Raw genomic sequence first — 20,977 nt, forward strand, 5'->3', positions numbered from 1 at the left:
GGTGTTTCCGACTCTATCAGATCTTTTCTCGATCCGATTTCCTCGGTGCTTTCCAGGTTCCCGCTCTCGCGTTTCCCTTTCCGGCGGTTCCGACTTTATCAGAAGCTTTTGGCCGGTCTGACCGGCCGCTCATTTCTGAGGAGTAAGTCGGAGGTGCTTCTCGGAATCGCAGTCGCGATTTCTTGGAAGCAGATAGATTCTAGCGATCTGCCCCGAACCTGTCCAGTTCTAGGCAACTCATTGAATCTACCTCCCCACTCCATCCGTGTCAACGGTTCTTGCGGGGCGAAGAGGAGACTAGCAGGTCACAGGGCCCGAACGCACATCAAGCGGCCGTGGGCACGGCGGCGCTTCGCTCGGTCGCCTCAAGGTCGCCCGTGTCGCCGGCGCGTGCCGCGCGACCGCCGAGCACGTAGACGTATGCCAGGAATGCCAGCTCGGCCGCGATCCCGATGCCTATGCGGGCCCAGGTGGGGAGGCCGGACGGAGTGACGAAGCCTTCGATGGCGCCGGAGACGAACAGGACCAGTGCGAGACCTATCGCCATGCCCACGGCGGCCCGGCCCTCCTCGGCGAGAGCGACACGGCGGCTGCGGGGACCTGGGTCGATGACGGTCCAGCCGAGGCGGAGGCCGGTGCCGGCGGCCACGAAGACCGCGGTCAGTTCGAGCAGGCCGTGCGGGAGGATCAGGCCGAGGAAGGTGTCCAGGCGGCCGGCGGAGGACATGAGGCCGAAGCCGACGCCCAGGTTGAGCATGTTCTGGAAGAGGATCCAGAGCACGGGCAGGCCCAAAAAGACGCCCAGGACCAGGCACATCGCGGCGGCCCGGGCGTTGTTCGTCCACACCTGGGCGGCGAAGGAGGCCGCGGGGTGGCTCGAGTAGTAGGTCTCGTACTCACCACCGGGGCGTGTCAGCTCGCGCAGCTGGCTGGGGGCCGCGATGGTCGACTGCACTTCCGGGTGGGTGCCTATCCAGCAACCCAGGAGGATCGCGACGACGGTGGAGACGAGCGCGGTGGGCACCCACCAGTGGCGCGCGCGGTAGACCGCGGCGGGGAAGCTCTGGCCGAGGAAGCGCGTGACGTCGCGCCATGAGGCGCGGCGGGTGCCGGTGACAGCGCTGCGCGCGCGTGCCACGAGTTGGCTGAGCCGTCCCGTCAGCTGCGGATCGGGAGCGCTGGACTGTATGAGCGAGAGGTGGGTCGCGGTGCGCTGGTAGAGGGCGACGAGTTCGTCGGCCTCGGTGCCGTTGAGGCGTCGCTGACGGCGGAGCAGGGCGTCGAGGCGGTCCCATTCGGCTCGGTGTGCGGAGACGAAGACGTCCAGGTCCATCGGGTCTGCCTGCTCCTCGGCTGGTCGTCCACTGCTCGTCGTGGAGGCTCGTGATGCTGTCAGCTTGTCGTACTGGGGCACGATGCGCCCTCAGCTTGGCAGACTTGCGGTTCACAGGGCAGACCAGGGAAGGACGGCGGGCGTGAGTGAGCTGGTGACCGGCGAGGCGGTGGCGCTCGAACTGCGGCCCGCGAAGCTGCCGAGCAGGGCGTTGGCGATCCTGCTCGACCTGGTGGTGGCCGTGCTCGTGTACATCGGCGCGACCTTCGCGCTGGTGTCCTCGACCTCGTCCTTGGACGACGCCGCTCAGATGGCGTTGTCGATCGCGGTCTTTCTGTTGGTGCTGGTCGGCGGGCCGATCGCGGTGGAGACCCTCAGCCGTGGGCGCTCGCTGGGGAAGCTGGCGTTCGGCCTGCGTGTGGTGCGGGACGACGGCGGGCCCATCCGGTTCCGGCATGCGCTGGTGCGGGGCGCGATCGGTGTGGTCGAGATCCTGATGACGTTCGGGATCGTGGCCTGCATCGCCTCGCTGGTGTCGGCGCGGGGTCGACGGCTCGGCGACGTCTTCGCGGGCACTCTGGTCGTGCGCGAGCGGATTCCCGTCGGGCGGGTGGGCCTGGTGCCTCCTCCTCCGCCGTGGCTCGCGGGACGGTTCGCCGAGCTGGACCTGTCGTCCGTGCCGGACGGGCTGTGGCTTGCCGTCCGGCAGTACCTGACGCGGATGCAGCAGCTCGATCCGCAGGTGTCCTGGGACATGGCGCAACGGCTCGCGGCCGACCTCGCGGCTCGTACAGGAGCTCAGCTCCCGCAGGGTGTGCACCCGGCCGCTTTCCTGGCCGCCGTGGTCCATGAGCGGCAGGCTCGCGACACCCGGCAGGCGTTCGGAGCCCCGGGTCCGGTCCCGGCGCAGGGCGCGCCTTCCGGCTACGCGCCCGGCATGCCCGGTGGTTATCCCCCGCCGGTGCCGCAGCCACCCACCGCGCACCCGTATCAGTCTCAGGCGCCCGGGCTGCCCGGGAATCCTGCTCAGCGTGCCCCGTCCCCGGCCCAGGACTCGCCGCAGCCGCAGGCTCCCGTCGCGCAGCCCGTGCGGCCGCCGCAGGACGAGCCGCCGTCGGGCCGCCCCGCCTCGGGATCCGGTTCCACCGGGTTCGCGCCGCCGGCCTAGCAGGCTGTGTCGCGCGTGTCGCCTCCGTCCGCTCAGTCGAATCGCGACGGCGGTGACTGAAGGTCCTCCAGCTCGATTCCGGGCGCCTGCAGGACCACGTCGCCGGCGATGTGCACGGTGTGCTGCTCGCCCGTGTCCAGGGCTGTGACCTGGTATTCGTCCACGGTCAGAGGGCCGCTGTCAGTGGCGTGTGCTTCGCTGTTCAGCAAGGCCCAGGACTGGTCCAGGGTGCGGGGGGCGAGGACCGGGTCCGTGAAGGCCACGAGGCGTACCCGGGTCGCGGCGGAGGGGGTGAGGCGCAGGAGACGGACGGTGGCGACGAGGAACGCGGGGGACGTGCCGGTGAAGGCATGGGCGCGCACATTGCCTTCGGTGGCCTGAGCGCCGGTGGGGTCGGTGCGGACCCAGGTGACGCCGTCGAGGGCGGCGCCGCGCACCTGCCAGCCTCCCGCGTGGAGTTCGAGGCGGATGGGGCGGCCGAGGTCGTCCAGGGTGAGGTCGACCGAGCCTTGGTGGTCGCCCGCGGGGGTGGTCAGCCGGGAGACGTAGCGCCAGCCGGACGGGCCGGGGGCGCACTGGAAGTGCTCTTCTGCGAGGGGGGTGTGATCGTGCGGATCGTGGAGCGAATATCGGCCGCGGGGCATGGGGGTCCTGGGTCTTGACGGTCCGGTCCGGCCAGAGGCCAAAGGGGCAGGCCCCCGGCACGGGGGTGCGGGGGCCTGCCTCGAAGGATCTGCGGACGTGCGGACTCAGTAGCGGTAGTGGTCCGACTTGTACGGGCCCTCGACGTCCACGCCGATGTACGCGGCCTGCTCGGGGCGCAGCTCGGTGAGCTTCACGCCTAGCGCGTCCAGGTGGAGGCGGGCGACCTTCTCGTCGAGGTGCTTGGGCAGCGTGTAGACGCCGGTCGGGTACTCGTCGGGCTTGGTGAACAGCTCGATCTGCGCCAGGGTCTGGTCCGCGAAGGAGTTGGACATCACGAACGACGGGTGACCGGTGGCGTTGCCCAGGTTCAGCAGGCGGCCCTCGGACAGCACGATGATCACCTTGCCGTCCGCGAAGGTCCAGGTGTGGACCTGCGGCTTGACCTCGTCCTTGACGATGCCCGGGATCTTGGCGAGGCCGGCCATGTCGATCTCGTTGTCGAAGTGGCCGATGTTGCCGACGATCGCCTGGTGCTTCATCTTCGCCATGTCCGACGCAAGGATGATGTCCTTGTTGCCGGTGGTGGTGATGAAGATGTCGGCGGTCTCGACGACCTCGTCCAGGGTCGTGACCTGGTAGCCGTCCATCGCCGCCTGCAGGGCGCAGATCGGGTCGATCTCGGTGATGATCACTCGGGCGCCCTGGCCGCGCAGCGACTCGGCGCAGCCCTTGCCCACGTCGCCGTAGCCGCAGATGACGGCGGTCTTGCCGCCGATCAGGGTGTCGGTGGCGCGGTTGATGCCGTCGACGAGGGAGTGGCGGCAGCCGTACTTGTTGTCGAACTTCGACTTGGTGACGGCGTCGTTGACGTTGATCGCCGGGAAGAGGAGGACGCCGTCGCGCTGCATCTCGTACAGGCGGTGGACGCCGGTCGTGGTCTCCTCCGTGACACCACGGATCTCGGAGGCCAGCTGGGTCCACTTCTGCGAGCCGTCGGTGATGGTGCGGTGCAGCAGTTGGAGGATGACGCGGTGCTCGTCGGACTCGGCGGTCTCCAGGCCGGGGACCTTGCCGTCCTTCTCGTACTCGACGCCCTTGTGGACGAGGAGGGTGGCGTCACCACCGTCGTCCAGGATCATGTTCGGGCCGCCGGTGGGGCTGTCCGGCCAGGTCAGCGCCTGCTCGGTGCACCACCAGTACTCCTCGAGGGTCTCGCCCTTCCAGGCGAAGACCGGGACGCCCTGCGGGCTGTCGGGCGTGCCGTTCGGGCCGACTGCGATGGCGGCCGCCGCGTGGTCCTGGGTGGAGAAGATGTTGCAGGAGGCCCAGCGGACCTCGGCGCCGAGGGCGACCAGGGTCTCGATGAGGACGGCGGTCTGCACGGTCATGTGCAGGGAGCCGGTGACACGGGCGCCGGCGAGGGGCTGGGCCTCGGCGTACTCCTTGCGGATCGCCATCAGGCCCGGCATCTCGTGCTCGGCGAGGGTGATCTCCTTGCGGCCGAACTCGGCCAGGGAGAGGTCGGCGACCTTGAAGTCCTGTCGGTTGTCGACAGTCGTCATTGCGAGCTGCTCCTCGGGATTGGGTCGAGGTGGGTAGGGCTGGTCTGCGCGGCGGCGGACACAGGGGTGCCCGAGAGGACACAGGCATGCCCGCGTACGCGCAGCGCAGTCCGTCGGAGGCCCTCTCTCCCTCGGTCGGTCCGCGCTGGGACCGCCCGACCGCCATCAGCAGCGACGTCTGGCTTCGTCCCAAGCTACACCGGAGGGCCGGGCCGTCCCCAGTCCGCCTCCGAACAGTTCGCGTCGTTCGGGGGATGCGGCCGGGGGTCGGAGCGGGGTGCGAAGAACGTCCGGGAGGCCGGCCGGAAAGCATGGGGCAGGAGACTGCAAACCGGCATGAACAGGGACTTTCGCACCTTTGAGTCGAGGGCGGGGTGTTGCAGGATGCAGGGAGATCGGGAGTTCCGATCGATCTCGCGGGGTGTCCGGGACAGTGCCTCGTGTGACAAAGGCGTTAGGAGATCGACGTGACCAGTCCGGCCGGCCCTCCCCCCACGGGCGGCGGTGACGAGCAGCAGCGGATCAGGCTGCTCGCGGTGACCGCATGCCCGACCGGCATCGCGCACACGTACATGGCGGCGGAGAAGCTCGCGCAGGCCGCCGCAGGCCTCGGTATCGAGATGAAGGTGGAGACACAGGGATCCATCGGAGCCGAGAACGTCCTCGATGACAACGATGTCAGAAGCGCCGACGGCATCATCGTCGCCGCGGACAAGGACGTCGACCTGAGCCGTTTCGCGGGCAAGCGCGTGCTGACGGTCGGGGTCGCCGAGGGCATCCACCACCCCGAGCGGCTGATCGAGCGGGTGCGGTCGGCACCCGTGCACACGCCCGGCGGCGCTCCCACCGGGAGAGCGGCCGCGGCGGGCGGCGGCAAGGAGCGGGGCCCGGTCTACAAGGCGCTGATGAACGGTGTCTCGTACATGATCCCGTTCGTGGTCGTCGGCGGTCTGCTGATCGCGGTCTCGCTGGCGCTCGGCGGCCATGCGACGGCCAAGGGGTATGTGATCCCGGAGGGCACCTTCTGGGCGCACGTCAACGCGATCGGCGGGATCGGCTTCCAGCTGATGATTCCGATCCTGTCCGGATACATCGCCTACGCGATCGCGGACCGGCCCGCGCTGGTGCCGGGCATGATCGGCGGCTGGATCGCCAACACGGGCGCGCTGTACGACTCCAAGGCGGGCGCGGGCTTCATCGGGGCGATCGTGACCGGGTTCCTCGCCGGATATCTGGTGCTGTGGATCAAGAAGGTCCGGGTCCCGAAGTTCGTACAGCCGATCATGCCGATCATCGTGATCCCGATCGTGGCGACGACGGCGCTCGGGCTGTTCTTCATATACGTCATCGGCAAGCCGATCTCCTGGGTGTTCGAGCATCTGACCAGCTGGCTCGGCGGAATGACCGGCAGCAGCGCGGTGCTGCTGGGCGCGATCCTGGGGCTGATGATCGCCTTCGACATGGGCGGGCCGGTCAACAAGACGGCGTTCCTGTTCGGCGCGGGGCTCATCGCGAGCGGCAACCAGACGGTCATGGGCATGTGCGCGGCCGCGATCCCGGTGATGCCGCTGGGCCAGGGTCTGGCCACGCTGATCCGCAGGCGGCTGTACACCGAGCAGGAACGGGAGACGGGGCTCGCGGCGCTGTTCATGGGCTGCTTCGGTATCTCCGAGGGGGCGATCCCGTTCGCGGCGGCGCGGCCCGCTCAGGTGATCCCGGCCAACATGCTGGGCGGGGCGGTGGCCGGTGCGGTCGCGGGGCTGGCCGGGGTGAAGGACGCGGTGCCGCACGGCGGGCCGGTGGTGGCGGTGCTGGGCGCGGTGGGCGGCGTACCGACGTTCTTCGTGGCCGTGGCGATCGGCACGGTGGTGACGGCGCTGACGACCGTGACGCTGGTGGACGTGGCCGAGCGCCGGAGGCGGTCCGAGTCGGCCGGCGGGGCCGAGCCCGTGCCGGCCGGGGCCGGTGCGGTCGTTCCCGGGCAGGCCCGGCGCGAGCCCATGACGGTCGCCGCTGTTCCGGCGCCTGCCGAGGCGGGGGCGGAGGCCCACGGGGCGCGTGCCGAAGGAGCGGCCGGTGCGGCGGAGACCTCCGGCGAGGCGCCCGAGGTGCTCTCCGGGTATCTCACCGAGCGGACGGTCGAGGTCGCTCTCGCCGCGGACGGCAAGGGGGCCGCGATCCGGGAGATGGCGGAGCTGCTGAGCCGCAGTGACCGGGTCGCCGACGTCGAGGAACTGGTCGCGGTCGCGCTGCGGCGCGAGGAGCAGGGGACGACCGGACTGGGCGAGGAGATCGCGATCCCGCATGCCAAGACGGACGCGGTGACCGCTCCGGTCGTCGGCTTCGCGCGGTCGGCGCGGGGCGTCGAGTGGGGCTCGCTGGACGGTACGAAGGCCCGGCTGTTCTTCATGATCGCCGTACCGGAGGCGGCCGCCGGTGACGAACATCTGCGGATCCTCGCGATGCTGTCCCGCAAGCTGATGGACCCCGGGTTCCGGGAGCGGCTGCTGGCGGCCGCGGACGAGCGAGCGGTACTCGACGTGCTAGGCGAGGTCGGGTGAGCTGAGGAAACGGTGTGCGGGGCCGGTTCCGGGCCCGCACACCGCCCTCTTCCCGGGCCGCACGGTGGGGTGCCGACGGCGCCCCGGCCCGTGCAGCCGGTCCGACGACCGGCGTGCGGAAAGCGGACGGGGCCTGCCCGGCCATGGGCAGGCCCCGTCGTCGCACCGGGTGATTCAGTGACCGGCCGTGTCCGGGGTCGGACCGCCCGGGGTCGCCTCCGGGTCCGGGCCCTTCGCGGCCTCGGCCTCGCTGTAGATGTCCGGCTCCAGGTAGATGACGCGGGCGATGGGGACGGCGGCGCGGATGCGGGCCTCGGCCGCGTTGATGGCGTTCGCGACCTCGGTGGCCGTGTCGTCGTGCTGGACGGCGATCTTGGCGGCGACGAGCAGTTCCTCGGGGCCGAGGTGGAGGGTGCGCATGTGGATGACGCCGGTGACCGTGTCGCCGTCGACGACCGCGGCCTCGATCTTCTTGACCTCCTCGATGCCCGCGGCCTCGCCGAGCAGCAGCGACTTGGTCTCGGCGGCCAGGACCAGGGCGATCAGGACGAGCAGGACACCGATGCAGACGGTGCCGATGCCGTCCCAGACGCCGTCGCCGGTGAGCAGGGCGAGACCGACGCCACCGAGGGCGAGGACGAGGCCGATGAGCGCACCGAAGTCCTCCAGCAGGACGACCGGCAGCTCGGGGGCCTTGGCGCGGCGGATGAACTGCGACCAGGACAGCTTGCCGCGCAGCTCGTTGGACTCCTTGATGGCCGTGCGGAAGGAGAAGCCCTCGGCGATGATCGCGAAGACGAGGACGCCCACCGGCCAGTACCAGTGCTCGACCTCGTGCGGGTGGCGGATCTTCTCGAAGCCCTCGTATACGGCGAACATGCCACCGACGGAGAAGAGGACGATCGAGACGAGGAAGGCGTAGATGTACCGCTCGCGGCCGTAGCCGAAGGGGTGCTGCGGGGTCGCCTCGCGCTGGGCCTTCTTGCCGCCGATCAGCAGCAGGAACTGGTTGCCGGAGTCGGCGAGCGAGTGGACGCCCTCGGCGAGCATCGACGAGGAGCCGCTGAACGCGAACGCCACGAACTTCGATGCCGCGATCGCGAGATTGGCGCCGAGTGCCGCCACGATCGCCCTGGTTCCGCCTGACGCGCTCATGTGTCCGCGTTGTCCCTTCGCCCTCGTACGTCTACGCCGTCCAGGCGTGTGCCCGTCTTTGCCCGTGCTTTGCCGGTGGGTCATTCTTGCAGCCCGGCCGGGCGGCGGCGTGTCAGGTATCCACAGTCCCGGTCATACGATCACGGTGGCGCGGAAGACCGTGCCTGCGCCGGACACTTCGGCCTTCTCGTCGGCCGGGACGAAGACCGACTGGCCGGGGGCGAGTTCGAGCTCGCCCGCCCGGACGGAACCGGCCGTGCAGAGCAGGATCTGCGGGGTGTCCAGGGTGAGGTCGTGCGCGGTGCCGCCCTCCGGGAGGACGTACCGGGAGAGCCGGAACTCGTCGATCGGCGTCTCGTAGACCTCCTCGCCGTCCGGGGAGGCCTCGGGGCGCAGCACGCCCGCGTCGCCGGCCTCGAAGCGGACGACGCGCAGGAGCTCGGGGACGTCGACGTGCTTGGGGGTCAGACCGCAGCGCAGGACGTTGTCCGAGTTGGCCATGATCTCCACGCCCATGCCGCTGAGGTAGGCGTGCGGGATTCCCGCGCCGAGGAACAGGGCCTCGCCGGGCTGCAGGCGGACGTGGTTGAGCAGCATGGCCGCGATGACACCGCGGTCGCCGGGGTAGTGGTGGGCGAGGCCGGCGTAGGGGGCGTGGTCGCCGCCGAGGCGGGTGCAGGCGGCGGTGGCCTCGGCGACCGTGTGGGCCATCTCCTCCGGGTCGGCGGTGAGGACCGCCGTGAGCACCTCACGCAGGGCCGCTTCCTCGGGGTGCGCGCGCAGCAGATCGACGTACGGCTTCAGGGAGTCGACACCGAGACCGTCGAGCAGGTCGGCGGTCCGGAGCGGGTCGCGGAAGCCGCACAGGCCGTCGAACTCGGTGAGCGCGCAGATCAGTTCGGGCTTGTGGTTGGCGTCCTTGTAGTTGCGGTGCGGGGCGTCCAGGGGGACGCCGCGCAGCTCCTCGTCCGCGAATCCCTCCTGCGCCTGCTCCAGGTCGGGATGCACCTGGAGGGACAGGGGCGCTCCGGCGGCGAGGATCTTCAGGAGGAACGGCAGCCGCGGGCCGAACTTCGCGACCGCCCCGGCACCCAGTTCGCGCTCCGGGTCGGTGTCGACGACCTCGACGAGCGTCCCGCGCTCGGTGCGCGAGGGAGCACCCGGGTGTGCGCCCATCCACATCTCCGCCTGCGGTTCGCCGGTCGGCTGGACACCGAGCAGGTGCGGGATGGCGGTGGGGGAACCCCAGGCGTACGGGCGGACGGTGTTGTCGAGGCGGTCCATGTGGTTTCTCTGTCTCCGTTTGTTCGCTGCGCGGCCGGCGCCGTTGCCGGTTCCTGTTCCGGTGGTGGGCGCGGGTCGGTCGACCCGGAGCAAGGTCAGGCCCCGGAAGCGAGCGCCAGGTAAACGGCGGCGAAATCCGTGATGGCGATCAGTTCAGCGAGGGTCTCCAGGTCCCCGCCCTCTTCCGGTTCGAGTTCGCTGATCGGCGTGTCGTGGCCGAGGGCCAGGTCACGGGCGGCGGGGGCGGCGGTGAGGCCGCCGATCGGCCGGTCGCGGAGGAGCACCACGCGCGCGTGCAGCGCGGGCGCCTCCTCCACGCGGTCACGGAAGAAGTCGTCGGGATCGGCGCTGGCCGCGAGGGGGCCGGCCAGCAGTGCGCTGTGCGCGGCGAGTGCCTCGGGAAGTTCGGCGACCACGGCGGGGCGGCCGGCGAGTTCGGCGAGGGCGTCGGCGAAACGACGGCCGGCGGGCCCGGCCGAGTTTCCCTCCGTCCATACGACGGGCAGCGCGTCGGCGAGTTCGGCGGCGAGTGTCTTGGCCGGGTTGCTGTAGGTGGCGATGGCCGGGCCGCAGCGTTCGGCGATGTGGTCCAGGCGGTCGGCGACCTTCTCCAGGGCGTCCGGCGCTGCGCCGATCAGGCCGATGCGGTCGAGAAGCACCAGCAGCGGGGCGAGGAGGGCCCAGAAGACGCCCGAGGAGGACGCGGCGACGGGTTCCTCCTGGTCGTACGGCGCCGTCGCCATCGGTACGAACAGGCCGTGCGCACCGGCCATCGCCTCGGCGAGCGGGGTGCCGGCCGGGGCCACGGCGACGACCGAGCAGCCGCGGCGGTAGGCCTGCTCGGCGAGCAGGGTGAGGCTGGGTTCGGTGCCGTCCGAAGTTGCGATCAGCAGCAGGTCGACGGAACCGGCCCAGCCCGGCAGTTCCCAGCGCAGGGCTCCCGCGGCCGGGGCGACGCCGGTCGGGGCCAAACGGGTGACGGGGCTGCCGGGACCGGCGAGGCTGCCGATGAGGTCGGCGGTGTGGGTGGCGGCGGCTCCCGGGCCCGCGATCAGCACGGCGCGGGGGCGGCCGTCGGGCTTCAGGTCGCCGACTCCGGCCTCGACGGCGTGCCGGGCCGCGGTACGGACGCGGGCGCCGGCCTCGGCCGCGCCGCGCAGGAGGCCTCGGCGGTCGGCCTCGGCGAGGCCTTCTGGGGTGTCGAGCAGCGATTCGTCGAGCATGGGCGGCAGCCTCCGATCGCCGGGGGTCCTGTGCGTGGGGTCGAGCACGGGGGTGGGCGCCGCGTCGTTCGCGCGGCGGCGGCCCTGTTACGCGGGGCGGCGGGCCTCGTCGACGAGCAGGACCGGGATGCCGTCGCGGACGGGGTATGTCAGACCGCAGTCCTGGCCGGTGCAGATCAGCTCGGTGTCCTGCTCCTTGAGGGCGGCGTGGCAGGCCGGGCAGGCGAGGATCTCCAGGAGGCCGGCTTCGAGCGGCATGGGGTGTCCCTTCTGGGCGGGTACGGCTTTGCTGATGTGCTGGTCAGCGTACCGCCGGTGGGGCGGTGCTGGAGGGTCCGGTGGGCTCGGGGGCGGCCCGGGGGGGGCGCCGCCCCCGGGCCCTCGGCCCGTGCCCACCCGGCATCCGGCCCGGTGGGCCGGACACGACCGGGTATCAACCCCGGATGATCGCCAGCGCCTCGTCGCGGATCTCGGTCATCGTCGCCTTGTCCTTCGCCTCCGCGTTCAGGCGGAGCAGGGGTTCCGTGTTGGACGGGCGCACGTTGAACCACCAGTCGGCGGCGGAGACCGTGAGGCCGTCGAGGTCGTCCAGGGTGATGCCCGGGCGGCCTTCGTAGGCGCTGCGGACGGCGGCGAGGCGAGCGGCCTGGTCAGCGACCGTGGAGTTGATCTCGCCGGAGCCGGCGTAGCGGTCGTACTGGGCGACGAGGGCGGACAGGGTGCCGTCCTGGCCGCCGAGGGCGGCGAGGACGTGCAGGGCGGCCAGCATGCCCGTGTCGGCGTTCCAGAAGTCCTTGAAGTAGTAGTGGGCGGAGTGCTCGCCGCCGAAGATCGCGCCGGCCCGGGCCATCTCGGCCTTGATGAAGGAGTGGCCGACGCGGGTGCGGACCGGGGTGCCGCCGTTCTCCTTCACCACCTCCGGGACCGTGCGGGACGTGATCAGGTTGTGGATGACCGTGCCCCGGCCGCCGTTGCGGGCCAGCTCGCGGGCGGCGACCAGCGCGGTGATCGCCGACGGGGAGACCGGGTCGCCGTTCTCGTCCACGACGAAGCAGCGGTCGGCGTCGCCGTCGAAGGCGATGCCCAGGTCGGCGCCCTCCGCCGGGACCCGCTTCTGCAGGTCCACGATGTTGGCCGGGTCGAGCGGGTTGGCCTCGTGGTTCGGGAAGGTGCCGTCCAGTTCGAAGTACATCGGGACGAGGGTCAGGGGCAGGCCGGCGAAGACCGTGGGGACCGTGTGGCCGCCCATGCCGTTACCGGCGTCGACGACGACCTTCAGGTGGCGGATGGAGGTCAGGTCGACGAGGGAGCGCAGATGCGCCGCGTAGTCCTCCAACGTCTCGCGCGCGGTGAGGGTTCCCGGCTCGGCGGCCGGCTCCGGAGCGCCCGACTCCAGCCACCGCTCGGCCAGTTCGCGGATCTGGGCGAGGCCGGTGTCCTGGCCGACGGGGGCGGCGCCCGCGCGGCACATCTTGATGCCGTTGTACTGCGCCGGGTTGTGGGAAGCCGTGAACATCGCGCCCGGGAGGTTCAGCGCGCCCGAGGCGTAGTACAGCTGGTCCGTGGAGCACAGGCCGATCTCGGTGACGTCCACCCCGCGGTCCGCCGCGCCGCGCGCGAAGGCGCGGGACAGGCCGGGGGACGAGGGACGCATGTCGTGGCCCACGACGATCGCCGTCGCGCCCGTCACCTCGGCGAAGGCGGCACCGAAGAGGCCGGCCAGCGACTCGTCCCACTGGTCCGGAACCACTCCGCGTACGTCGTACGCCTTCACGATCTGCGACAGATCAGCAGCCACGGCCAACCCTCCTGAAAGTCCTATGGGTGCCCACAAACTACCCGTCAGGGGCAGGGGGCGGGGGGCGGACACCAGGTGGACTCCCGGGCGCCTTCGAGTCGTAACGCCGCATGGGGGACGGCGGGAGGTGCTGGCGGAGGGCCGAATGCCGGTGAACGGGGCGCAGTTGTCCGGCGGGCGGGGCTCAGTTGTCCGGTGAGCGGAGGACGCGGAGGTGGCCTCGGCGGGCGACCTCCATGGGGTCCACGGTGCGTGCGCCGCCGCCTGCCTGTGCCGCCCGTTCCTGGGGACGGGCCGCCTCGCGCACGGCGTTGGCAAGCGCTTCCAGATCGTCTCCGCTGGGCCGTGCCGGAGCGGAGCCGTCGAGGAGGCGTACGACCTCCCAGCCACGGGGGGCGGTGAGGCGCTCGGAGTGCTCGGCGCACAGGTCGTAGCAGTGGGGTTCGGCGTAGGTGGCGAGCGGGCCGAGGACCGCGGTCGAGTCGGCGTAGACGTACGTCAGCGTCGCGACGGCGGGTCGGCCGCAGGCGGTTCGCGAACAGCGACGTACAGGGCTCACGACGTTGGACGGTACCGCACTCTTGAGCGGGCCGCGACGACTCTCCCCCAGGTCACTCCACCGTGTCGGCCTGTGAGACGCCCCACACGCCTTTCCGAACAGGCCTTGCTGACCTGCGTGGACGGGTCTGCGCGGAGTCTCGGGCGAGGCCGCGTCCGGTCATGAGTCCGTACAAACAACGTCAATTGCCTTGAGTTCACCGGTCTTGGAAGGTTACGGAAACGAGCCAGACCTTGGCCGGATCGGTCATCCGGCGACATGGGTCGGTGGTGGCCGGTTGCCGTTCGGTCAAGGTCCCGGTGCCGCGTGGGGCCGGGCGGGCGGAGCGCGCGGGGACTACGCTTCACCAGTGATGGACAACCGTGTACCGCCCCGTGCCGCCGGCCCCGGGCCCCGCCGCCGTGATCGTCATGGGCGGGGCATGCGGGGACCGATCGCGCCCCCGCAGGTGCCGCTGGCGGCCAGCCGTGCCGAGGTGTTCGCGGACCTGGTGCAGGACTCCGTGGAGCGTCTTGAGCGGCGGTGGCCGCAGCTGGCCGACATCGATTTCCTGGTGCTCGAGGTGCCTCGGCTGGAGGGGCGGAGTACGGAGGCCTGGGACGACGAGGCCGTGCCGCTGGGCGGGATCATCCCCGCGCGTGAGGGGCGGCGGGCTCGGGTCGTGGTGTACCGGCGGCCGGTGGAGATCCGGACCAAGGGGCGCGACGAGCGGGCGGCCTTGGTGCACGAGGTCGTTGTCGAGCAGGTGGCCGAGCTGCTGGGACTGACGCCGGAGACCGTGGATCCCCGGTACGGGGAGGACTAGTGCCGCGGCAGGCAACGTTCGCCCCGTCGCGACGCCCGGCCGCGGCCGGAGCCGCGGACCATGTCGGCCGGCGCCGCGGTCATGTCGCTGCCGGGGCGGGCCCGTTCCTGATCACTTCTGCAGTACCGACAAGTCCTCGTCCGTCCGGGGCACCGACACCAGGCCCCGGTCGTTCGGGAGGGTCTGGATGGTGAAGCCCGGGATGCCGGACTCGGTGGCCGCGAGGGTGCGGGAGGCATAGACCGGGGTGCCGGAGACGGGCTCCACGGTGAGGGCGTAGGTGCCCTTCGAACCCGAGGGGACGGGCGCGCTGATGTCCTGGGTGGTGCCGGACTTGATCGTGTAGGTCTTCGTGACCGGGGTGCCGCCCCCGCTGCCCGCCGATGCGGTGACCTTGACCGTGGCGGTGCCGGTGGGTGCGGTCAGGGAGAGGGTCGTGGTCCTGCCGCTGTTGTCGGCCGCGGTCGCGCGCGTGCCGACGGGGGCCGTGGCGGGGATGAACGCCGTCTCCTGCTTGGCCCCCTTGCCCCGGACCACCCGCAGTGCCGCCACGACCGGGACCGACTGGTCGGTGGGGGTCAGGACCAGGGAGCCCGCCTCGCCGCGGGTGATCTCGCCGAGGTCGGCTGCGGTCGTCATACCGGACTTGACGTGCAGCGTCTCGTTCCCGGCCGGGGTGATCAGGCCGTCGGGCGAGGCCAGGCGGACCTTCAGGTCCGCGTCGGCGTCGCCGGGCGTGAAAGCGATCAGGCGGACGTCGGTGGCGTCCTTCGGGATGCCGGGCAGGACCAGGCTGCCGGCCGGGTCGGCGGCCGCGGCCAGCCAGTCGCCGCCCGTCTTGTCGTCCAGGGCCTGCACCGCCGCGCCGACCCGGCCGCTGCGCACGTTGACGTGCACGGTCAGGTCGGACTGCCGCTCATCGGTGAGGGTGGAGAGCAGGATCGGTTTGCCGGCGTGCGGCGGGATCGCGATGCCGTCCCCCACCGCGGACTTGATGGCGCCGTTCTTGCCGTACAGCTCGATGTCGACGACGGCCGCGGAGTCGTCGGGGTTGGTGAGGTGCACGTAGTCGGTGCGGCCGGCGGCCGTGCTGGTGCCCGGGAACCAGAACTCGGTGTCGGGAGCGGTGCAGTTGACTCCCTGGAGGCCGCGGCCGGAGCCCGCGGCGACCTCGGTGGTCTCCTGGACGGTCCAGCCCGGTGCGAACTTCCCGTCGGCGGTGCCGACCAGCGCGGGCGCGTCGGCACCGGAGGTGTCGCCGGTGACCGGCGTGCCGGGTTCCTTCGGTGTGAGGACCGGCTTGCCGGCCTTCTTCTTGGCGCCCTTGCCCGTCTTGGTGCCGCCCGTGCCGTCCGCCGACTGCTCGGTGGCCGCCTGGAGTTCGGCCTTGCCGCCGCTCGCGGCACCCTTGGTGACGGGCGTGTACGACGTGTACGACGTGTCGGCGATGTCGGACATGCTCGGCGCGGGGCACAGCAGGCTGGTGCGCTCCACGGGCAGCTCGGCGGCCGCCTCGGCGGCGCCCGCACCGGACGCGGACGGGGTGTCCAGCGCGGCGAAGGCGGTGACGGCGGCCAGCGCGGTCGTGCCGGCGATCAGGGACAGGGTCGTGCGGTTCACTGCTGGCTCCCGTCGGGGCGCTCACTGCCGTTGCCGTAGGGCTGCTGGGCCGGGTCGTAGCCCTGCTGGTAGGCCGTCGGGTCGTACGGCATCTGCTCGGCCGTACCGCCGTAGGCGTAGGGGTCGTACTGGCCGGTCTGGTACGGGTCGGGCTGGTACGCCTGCTGGTCGTAGCCGTCGGCCGGGTACTGCCCGGTGCCCTGGTACTGGTCGGTGCCGTAGCCGCCGTACTCGGCGGCCGGGTAGTCCCAGTCGCCGTACGGCTGCTGCTGCGGGACGGCCGCCGGGGCCTCCTGCGGGGGAGGAGGCATGCTGCCGGGGGCGGGCTGCTCCGGGATGGACGGTTCCTCGGCCTGGGCGCGCAGGCGGCGGGCGCGGCGGCCCTCGCCCGCGGTGGCCTGGGCGGGCAGCGGCCGCTCCTCGGGGAGGTCGTCGTCGATGTCACGTCGGCGGCCGGGAAGCGCGAGGACGACGAGGACGACAGCGAGGGCGCCCTGGGCCCACAGCCAGGCGGTGTGGGTGATCGGGGCGTCGTAGGCGACGTCCAGCCTGCCGCCGCCGGAGGGCAGCTGGAAGCCCTGGGCCCAGCCGTCGACCGTGGTGCGGGTGAGCGGCTTGCCGTCCAGGGTGGCCGTCCAGCCGTCGGAGGCGGCGTCGGCCAGGCGCAGGACGCGGCTGCCCGAGCCCGCGGGGACGGTGGCGTGGACCTCCACCGGACCGGCGGCGACGGACTTGGCGGTGCCGGAACCGTCCGCGGACACGATGGTGGCCCGGGAGACCTGCTGGTCGACGCGCCACAGGGCGCTGCCGTCCTGCTGGCTGAGCCGGCTCAGGCCGTGCGTGGCGTCCAGGACGCGGGTGACCTCGCGGGGGGCACCCTTGTGAACGAGGACATAGCGGACCGCGAAGCCGCCGAGCTGGCCGGACTGGTCGGCGCCGGAGCCGGCGACGAGGTTGGCGACGACCTTGTCGAGCTTGGCGTTCTCCCCGTCGGCGGCGGCGAGTTCGGCGTCTCCCATCCGGGCGCCGGAGCCGCGCACGAGGGTGTAGCGCACGCGTGCGGTGGAGTCGCTGTCGAGAATCAGGGTGCGGGCCTGGTCGCGGGTGGCGGCGTCCTCGGCGACGAACGCGGGGACCTGTACCGGGTCGCGGCGCTCCAGCGGGCCGTCGGCGCCGCGGATCATCCAGCCGGCGGCGACGAGCAGCGGGCCCGCGGCCGAGGCGAAGGCGATGAGAGCGGCGACCGGCTGGCGCCAGCCGAAGCTCTGCTCGGCCACGCGCGCGCGTGCCCCGTCGGCGCCGAGCGCGGCGGCGGCCAGCAGGGCGAGGCCGTAGACGAGGGTGGCCGGTCCGGCCCACGTGGAGTGGTTGGACAGGACCGCGAAGACGAGGCCCACCAGGGCGACCGCCCAGGCGGTGCGGATGCCCGACCGGCGCTCGGAGCGCAGGAGTGCGGCCAGGGCGGCGAGGACGATGCCGATGAGCATCAGGCCGTGGACGGTGCCGGGGCCGCCCGGGCTCGCGCCGAGCAGGTCGAGGGCGGAGGCGGCCGAGGCGCCGTACTCCAGGCCCGCCTCCTTGAAGAAACCGGCCGGGAGCAGGGTGAGCGACCAGGGGGCGAGGACCAGCAGCGGGGTGCCGAGCTGGGCGAGGAAGCGCAGGCCGTGGGCGACGAGGTCACCGCGGCGCAGGACCAGCACGCCGAGGCCGAGGACCAGGGCGATGGGCCACACGATCGGCGTGAACGCGGTGGTGATGGTCAGCAGCAACGCGTACGCCCAGGTGGCGCGCCAGCTGCCGCGCGCGCCGGAGGCTCTGGTGAGGCCGCTCGCGGCGCTGCCCGCGCGCGCGATGAGCGGCAGGAGCACGGCGAGCACGGCGGTGCCGATGCGGCCTCCGGCCAGGGCGCCGGTGGCGGCGGGCAGGAAGGCGTAGGCGATGGCCGCCCAGGCGCGCAGCAGGCGGGAGGTGACGAGGGGCCGGGAGGCGAAGTAGGCGGTGAGGCCGGCCAGCGGCACCGAGCAGACCAGCAGGACGGTGACCGCGAGTCCGGTGGAGCCGAACAGGATCGAGGCGAGGGTCGCGACCGCGGCCAGGTAGGGCGGTGCGGACGGGGTGCCGCCGGCGCCGACGGGGTGCCAGCCGTCCAGATAGCGGGACCAGAGATCGCCGGCGGCGGCCGGCGCAGGCAGCAGGGCGCCGCCCGCGAGCGCGCCGCCCCCGAGCAGGGCGCGGCAGGCGGCGAGCGAGACCAGGAGCAGGGCCAGGAAGAGGACCGGGCCGGGCTTGCGGGCGATCCTCTTGAGCCGGGCGAACTGCTCGATCTCCAGGAAATCGGCGTCGTCGCCGCCGGGCCCGGACTCCACGGCACCGTGCCGGCCGGCCGAGGAGGTGTCGCTGTCGGAACCGCCGGAGAAGTTGCCCGCGACCTGTTCCACGGTGGCGCGGACGGTGGCGCCCGGCGGCGGGAAGAGCTGGCGCAGTTCGCCCTTGTCGAGCTGCGAGGGCCCGCGGCGGCGCCGTCCGGCGAGGATCCGCTCGGGCCGCAGCAGGGTGCCCAGCAGGCCGCGGATCTCGTCGACGGCCTGCCCCGGGACCTTGCCGACGAGGTAGGCGACGGTCCTCAGGAGGGTGCCGACGACGAGCCGCAGCAGCACCCAGGGCAGGGCGGCGGCGCGGGTGTTGACGAGGAGGGTGTAGACGGCGCCGGCCTTGTCGACCTTGTGCGGGGAGGCGGCGGTGCGGCCCATGCAGTCGACCGTGCGGCGCTCGCGGGAGGCCGCCTCGGCGTGCCGTACGACCGCCTCGGGGGCAACGAGGACACGGTGGCCGGCCGCGTGGGCGCGCCAGCAGAGGTCTACGTCGTCGCGCATCAGGGGCAGCCGACGGTCGAATCCGCCGAGCTGCTCGAAGACGTCGCGGCGGATGAGCATGCCGGCGGTGGACACGGACAGCACGGTGCGGACGTGATCGTGCTGGCCCTGGTCCTGTTCGCGGCGGTCCAGGCCGGTCCAGCGGCGGCCGGAGTTGGCGATGGAGACGCCGACCTCCAGCAGTTGCCGGCGGTCGTACCAGCCGCGCAGCTTGGGGCCGACGACCGCCACGTCGTCACGGCCGAGTTCGAGTTCGTTCTCGACGACCCGGAGCAGCTGGGCGAGGGCGTCGGGCTCGGGGGCGCAGTCGTCGTGCAGCAGCCACAGCCACTGGACGGGCTCGCCGTGCGGCAGCTCGGGCAGGTCGTAGGTGTCGTCGCGCCACGAGCGCGTGACCGGGTCCCAGCCGCTGGGGCGCCTGAGGTACGGCAGCTCGTCCGGGGTGAGGATGGGGGCCGTGCGGCTCGCCTCCTCGACGGCCTGGCCGAAGCCGGTGCGCCGGGCGAGGTGCAGCACGCGCTCGTCGCCGAGGGCCTCGGTGACCAGCTGGGCGGAGTCGTCCGCGCTGCCGGTGTCGGCCGCCACCGCGTACTGGACGGGGCGCTCCTGGCCGAGCAGCCCGGCGAGCGCGTCGGGCAGCCAGCGGGCGCCGTCGTGTGCGACGAGGACCGCGGTCACCACATGACGCGGGAACTCAGGAGTGGCAGCGTCGTGTTGGGCTGCCGTATGGCTGTGCACGGACATCGAGGTACGGGCCCCGGTTCGATGGACTGCGGTGGACGCCTGTGCCCCGAGGGGACAGCGGGTCGTCTCGGACGAGCGACCACACTATCGGCTGGCCACGACGACGGCCCGCCGCCTGTGGACAACCACTGGCGACGGGCCGTTCGTCACGTATGCGCGGAGGCTTTCCCGCCGTTCGGTAAGACGGCGGTCGGAGAATGATCAGGGGTCGGTCGGACGGCGGTCTTCCTCAGACGGCCGCCTTCTTCAGTCGACGGCGTTCACGTTCGGACAGACCGCCCCAGATGCCGAAGCGCTCGTCGTTGGCGAGGGCGTACTCGAGGCATTCGGAGCGCACCTCGCAGGCGAGACAGACCTTCTTCGCCTCTCTGGTGGAGCCGCCCTTCTCGGGGAAGAAGGACTCGGGGTCGGTCTGGGCGCACAGCGCGCGCTCCTGCCAGCCGAGTTCCTCGTCCGCGTCGTCGACCAGCAGTTGCTGCACCAGCTCGGTCATGTGCGCCCCTCGTCTGTCTTCCACGTCCCCGTGCGTAGCCGTTACCGATTTCGGCTGAACGACACGAGTGAAATTACAAGTGTGCTGCTCCGGGCGAGTCAAGCCGAGATCTGCTATTGGGCCCGTTATTCACTCTGCGGAACCAAGGCCATGCGGAAAGTGTTCAAATCGCCATAAACCTCGACACGCGGGCGAGACCCGAAGAGGCGGCGGACCCCGTACGGATCTCTGTACGAAGAAGGACGCCTCCGCGTTCGATCGCGTTCCGCGAGGCTTGAGCACTCGGATGTGCGCCATGTGTCCTGGGCGCCGAGTGAACAAACCTTTCACCTGACAGATGAACCGGATGAGGTGAACCATGTCCCACATTCCGGGCGCCGAGTTGACAGTGCGAGTGTGAACCGCTGTCCTAGTGGGCATGCTCGCGAACTTGGCGCTCACCTCGACCCGCTCCGCCGGGTCCCTCGGTGCTGCCCCGGTCCGCTGTAGCTGTTGTTGCTGTTCCAGCTGTTGAGCCGACGCGCTCCGGCTGTCGCCGCGTCTCACGACCCGGCCGGTCCCTCCTTCGCAGAACCCCCAGTTCAGGGCACCCCTCTCTTCCGCTCTTACGCCGAGGAATCACAGCACCCGATGAACAGCGACAACGACCTCCAGATCGCCGGCGACATCCTCGAAGTCCCGCACCTGCTCCAGCCGCCGCGCGAGCACCCGGCCACGGTGGCCGAGTACGTGGGCCTCGCCCGCGCCGTCGCCGCCGACCGCTCCCAGTGGGAGCACCTCGTCCGCTACGACGCCACCACCCGCTGGTACCACCGGCTGCGCACCGGCCCCGGCTACGAGGTGTGGCTGCTGTCCTGGGTGCCCGGACAGGGCAGCGGGCTGCACGACCACGGCCGCTCCGCCGGTGTCCTCACCGTCCTGGACGGCACGCTGACCGAGCGCACCGAGCGCGGCACGCGCGCGCTGACGGCCGGCGCGCAGCGGGTGTTCGCGCCGGGGTACGTGCACGAGGTGGTGAACGACGCGCTGGAGCCGGCGGTGAGCCTGCACGTCTACTACCCGGGCCTGACCGAGATGCCGATGCACACCTCCCCGCACTGCGAGGCGCGTACCGAGCCGCCCACGGTGACCGCCTGATCGACGCGTCGACCGCC

The 20,977-nt window shown here is 71.8% G+C and carries 16 protein-coding genes; 4 read left to right on the forward strand and 12 right to left on the reverse strand.

Annotated features, from left to right (window positions below; genetic code table 11):
* Positions 1 to 325: 325 nt before the first annotated feature.
* Positions 326 to 1,333: a stage II sporulation protein M gene (locus ACIRU3_RS32855; RefSeq protein WP_404064112.1), complete on the reverse strand. Its 1,008-nt coding sequence runs from the start codon at positions 1,331 to 1,333 to the stop codon at positions 326 to 328.
* 142 nt (positions 1,334 to 1,475) lie between these two features.
* On the opposite strand from ACIRU3_RS32855, the gene ACIRU3_RS32860 reads away from it, so the two are divergent.
* Positions 1,476 to 2,501: an RDD family protein gene (locus ACIRU3_RS32860; protein WP_404064115.1), complete on the forward strand. Its 1,026-nt coding sequence runs from the start codon at positions 1,476 to 1,478 to the stop codon at positions 2,499 to 2,501.
* A gap of 32 nt (positions 2,502 to 2,533) precedes the next feature.
* On the opposite strand, the gene ACIRU3_RS32865 is transcribed toward ACIRU3_RS32860, so the two are convergent.
* Positions 2,534 to 3,145, reverse strand: a complete 612-nt coding sequence (locus ACIRU3_RS32865) for a hypothetical protein (protein WP_404064117.1) — start codon at positions 3,143 to 3,145, stop codon at positions 2,534 to 2,536.
* A gap of 105 nt (positions 3,146 to 3,250) precedes the next feature.
* Positions 3,251 to 4,708, reverse strand: coding sequence for an adenosylhomocysteinase (gene ahcY / locus ACIRU3_RS32870; protein ID WP_404064120.1), 1,458 nt, complete (start codon positions 4,706 to 4,708; stop codon positions 3,251 to 3,253).
* A gap of 467 nt (positions 4,709 to 5,175) precedes the next feature.
* Here ahcY and ACIRU3_RS32875 point away from each other — a divergent pair, with 467 nt between their 5' ends.
* Positions 5,176 to 7,269: a fructose-specific PTS transporter subunit EIIC gene (locus ACIRU3_RS32875; RefSeq protein ID WP_404064123.1), complete on the forward strand. Its 2,094-nt coding sequence runs from the start codon at positions 5,176 to 5,178 to the stop codon at positions 7,267 to 7,269.
* A gap of 174 nt (positions 7,270 to 7,443) precedes the next feature.
* Here the strand turns inward: ACIRU3_RS32875 and ACIRU3_RS32880 are convergent, their stop codons facing one another.
* The 6 genes from ACIRU3_RS32880 to ACIRU3_RS32905 all read right to left on the reverse strand — a co-directional run bounded on the left by ACIRU3_RS32880 (position 7,444) and on the right by ACIRU3_RS32905 (position 13,288).
* On the reverse strand, positions 7,444 to 8,424 hold the full coding sequence (locus tag ACIRU3_RS32880; protein ID WP_404064125.1) for a cation diffusion facilitator family transporter: 981 nt from the start codon (positions 8,422 to 8,424) through the stop codon (positions 7,444 to 7,446).
* Between the two features lie 132 nt (positions 8,425 to 8,556).
* On the reverse strand, positions 8,557 to 9,708 hold the full coding sequence (manA, locus tag ACIRU3_RS32885) for a mannose-6-phosphate isomerase, class I (RefSeq protein WP_404064128.1): 1,152 nt from the start codon (positions 9,706 to 9,708) through the stop codon (positions 8,557 to 8,559).
* Between the two features lie 95 nt (positions 9,709 to 9,803).
* Positions 9,804 to 10,931, reverse strand: a complete 1,128-nt coding sequence (locus ACIRU3_RS32890; protein WP_404064130.1) for an SIS domain-containing protein — start codon at positions 10,929 to 10,931, stop codon at positions 9,804 to 9,806.
* Positions 10,932 to 11,018: 87 nt separating this feature from the next.
* Positions 11,019 to 11,189 carry a Trm112 family protein gene (locus ACIRU3_RS32895; protein WP_404064133.1) on the reverse strand — a complete coding sequence of 57 codons (171 nt, stop codon included), beginning with the start codon at positions 11,187 to 11,189 and terminating at the stop codon, positions 11,019 to 11,021.
* A 175-nt stretch (positions 11,190 to 11,364) separates the two neighbouring features.
* Complete coding sequence (locus tag ACIRU3_RS32900; RefSeq protein WP_404064135.1) at positions 11,365 to 12,729, reverse strand: phosphomannomutase/phosphoglucomutase; 1,365 nt, start codon at positions 12,727 to 12,729, stop codon at positions 11,365 to 11,367.
* 184 nt (positions 12,730 to 12,913) lie between these two features.
* Positions 12,914 to 13,288, reverse strand: a complete 375-nt coding sequence (locus ACIRU3_RS32905; RefSeq protein ID WP_404064138.1) for a DUF3499 domain-containing protein — start codon at positions 13,286 to 13,288, stop codon at positions 12,914 to 12,916.
* A 352-nt stretch (positions 13,289 to 13,640) separates the two neighbouring features.
* Between ACIRU3_RS32905 and ACIRU3_RS32910 the strand changes: the two genes are divergently transcribed.
* Positions 13,641 to 14,093 carry a metallopeptidase family protein gene (locus tag ACIRU3_RS32910; RefSeq protein ID WP_404064405.1) on the forward strand — a complete coding sequence of 151 codons (453 nt, stop codon included), beginning with the start codon at positions 13,641 to 13,643 and terminating at the stop codon, positions 14,091 to 14,093.
* A gap of 111 nt (positions 14,094 to 14,204) precedes the next feature.
* On the opposite strand, the gene ACIRU3_RS32915 is transcribed toward ACIRU3_RS32910, so the two are convergent.
* The 3 genes from ACIRU3_RS32915 to ACIRU3_RS32925 form a co-directional block, all read right to left on the reverse strand.
* Positions 14,205 to 15,713: a DUF5719 family protein gene (locus ACIRU3_RS32915; RefSeq protein ID WP_404064141.1), complete on the reverse strand. Its 1,509-nt coding sequence runs from the start codon at positions 15,711 to 15,713 to the stop codon at positions 14,205 to 14,207.
* Positions 15,710 to 19,330, reverse strand: coding sequence for a glycosyltransferase (locus ACIRU3_RS32920; RefSeq protein WP_404064144.1), 3,621 nt, complete (start codon positions 19,328 to 19,330; stop codon positions 15,710 to 15,712). The genes ACIRU3_RS32915 and ACIRU3_RS32920 overlap by 4 nt, the downstream gene beginning before the upstream one ends.
* Positions 19,331 to 19,559: 229 nt before the next feature.
* Positions 19,560 to 19,823, reverse strand: a complete 264-nt coding sequence (locus tag ACIRU3_RS32925; protein WP_003975777.1) for a WhiB family transcriptional regulator — start codon at positions 19,821 to 19,823, stop codon at positions 19,560 to 19,562.
* A 630-nt stretch (positions 19,824 to 20,453) separates the two neighbouring features.
* Here ACIRU3_RS32925 and ACIRU3_RS32930 point away from each other — a divergent pair.
* A complete protein-coding gene (locus ACIRU3_RS32930) occupies positions 20,454 to 20,960 on the forward strand; it encodes a cysteine dioxygenase (protein ID WP_404064147.1) in 507 nt (168 codons plus the stop codon).
* The last annotated feature ends 17 nt before the right edge of the window (positions 20,961 to 20,977 follow it).

This window comes from Streptomyces sp. NPDC101151 (genome assembly GCF_044768335.1).
Taxonomy (GTDB): domain Bacteria; phylum Actinomycetota; class Actinomycetes; order Streptomycetales; family Streptomycetaceae; genus Streptomyces.

Coding starts and splice junctions, on each gene's coding strand:
- ACIRU3_RS32855 (WP_404064112.1), bottom strand. CDS start 1,333: ATGGACCTGGACGTCTTCGTCTCCGCACACCGAGCCGAATGGGACCGC.
- ACIRU3_RS32865 (WP_404064117.1), bottom strand. CDS start 3,145: ATGCCCCGCGGCCGATATTCGCTCCACGATCCGCACGATCACACCCCC.
- ahcY (WP_404064120.1), bottom strand. CDS start 4,708: ATGACGACTGTCGACAACCGACAGGACTTCAAGGTCGCCGACCTCTCC.
- ACIRU3_RS32880 (WP_404064125.1), bottom strand. CDS start 8,424: ATGAGCGCGTCAGGCGGAACCAGGGCGATCGTGGCGGCACTCGGCGCC.
- manA (WP_404064128.1), bottom strand. CDS start 9,708: ATGGACCGCCTCGACAACACCGTCCGCCCGTACGCCTGGGGTTCCCCC.
- ACIRU3_RS32890 (WP_404064130.1), bottom strand. CDS start 10,931: ATGCTCGACGAATCGCTGCTCGACACCCCAGAAGGCCTCGCCGAGGCC.
- ACIRU3_RS32895 (WP_404064133.1), bottom strand. CDS start 11,189: ATGCCGCTCGAAGCCGGCCTCCTGGAGATCCTCGCCTGCCCGGCCTGC.
- ACIRU3_RS32910 (WP_404064405.1), top strand. CDS start 13,641: ATGGACAACCGTGTACCGCCCCGTGCCGCCGGCCCCGGGCCCCGCCGC.
- ACIRU3_RS32920 (WP_404064144.1), bottom strand. CDS start 19,330: ATGTCCGTGCACAGCCATACGGCAGCCCAACACGACGCTGCCACTCCT.
- ACIRU3_RS32925 (WP_003975777.1), bottom strand. CDS start 19,823: ATGACCGAGCTGGTGCAGCAACTGCTGGTCGACGACGCGGACGAGGAA.
- ACIRU3_RS32930 (WP_404064147.1), top strand. CDS start 20,454: ATGAACAGCGACAACGACCTCCAGATCGCCGGCGACATCCTCGAAGTC.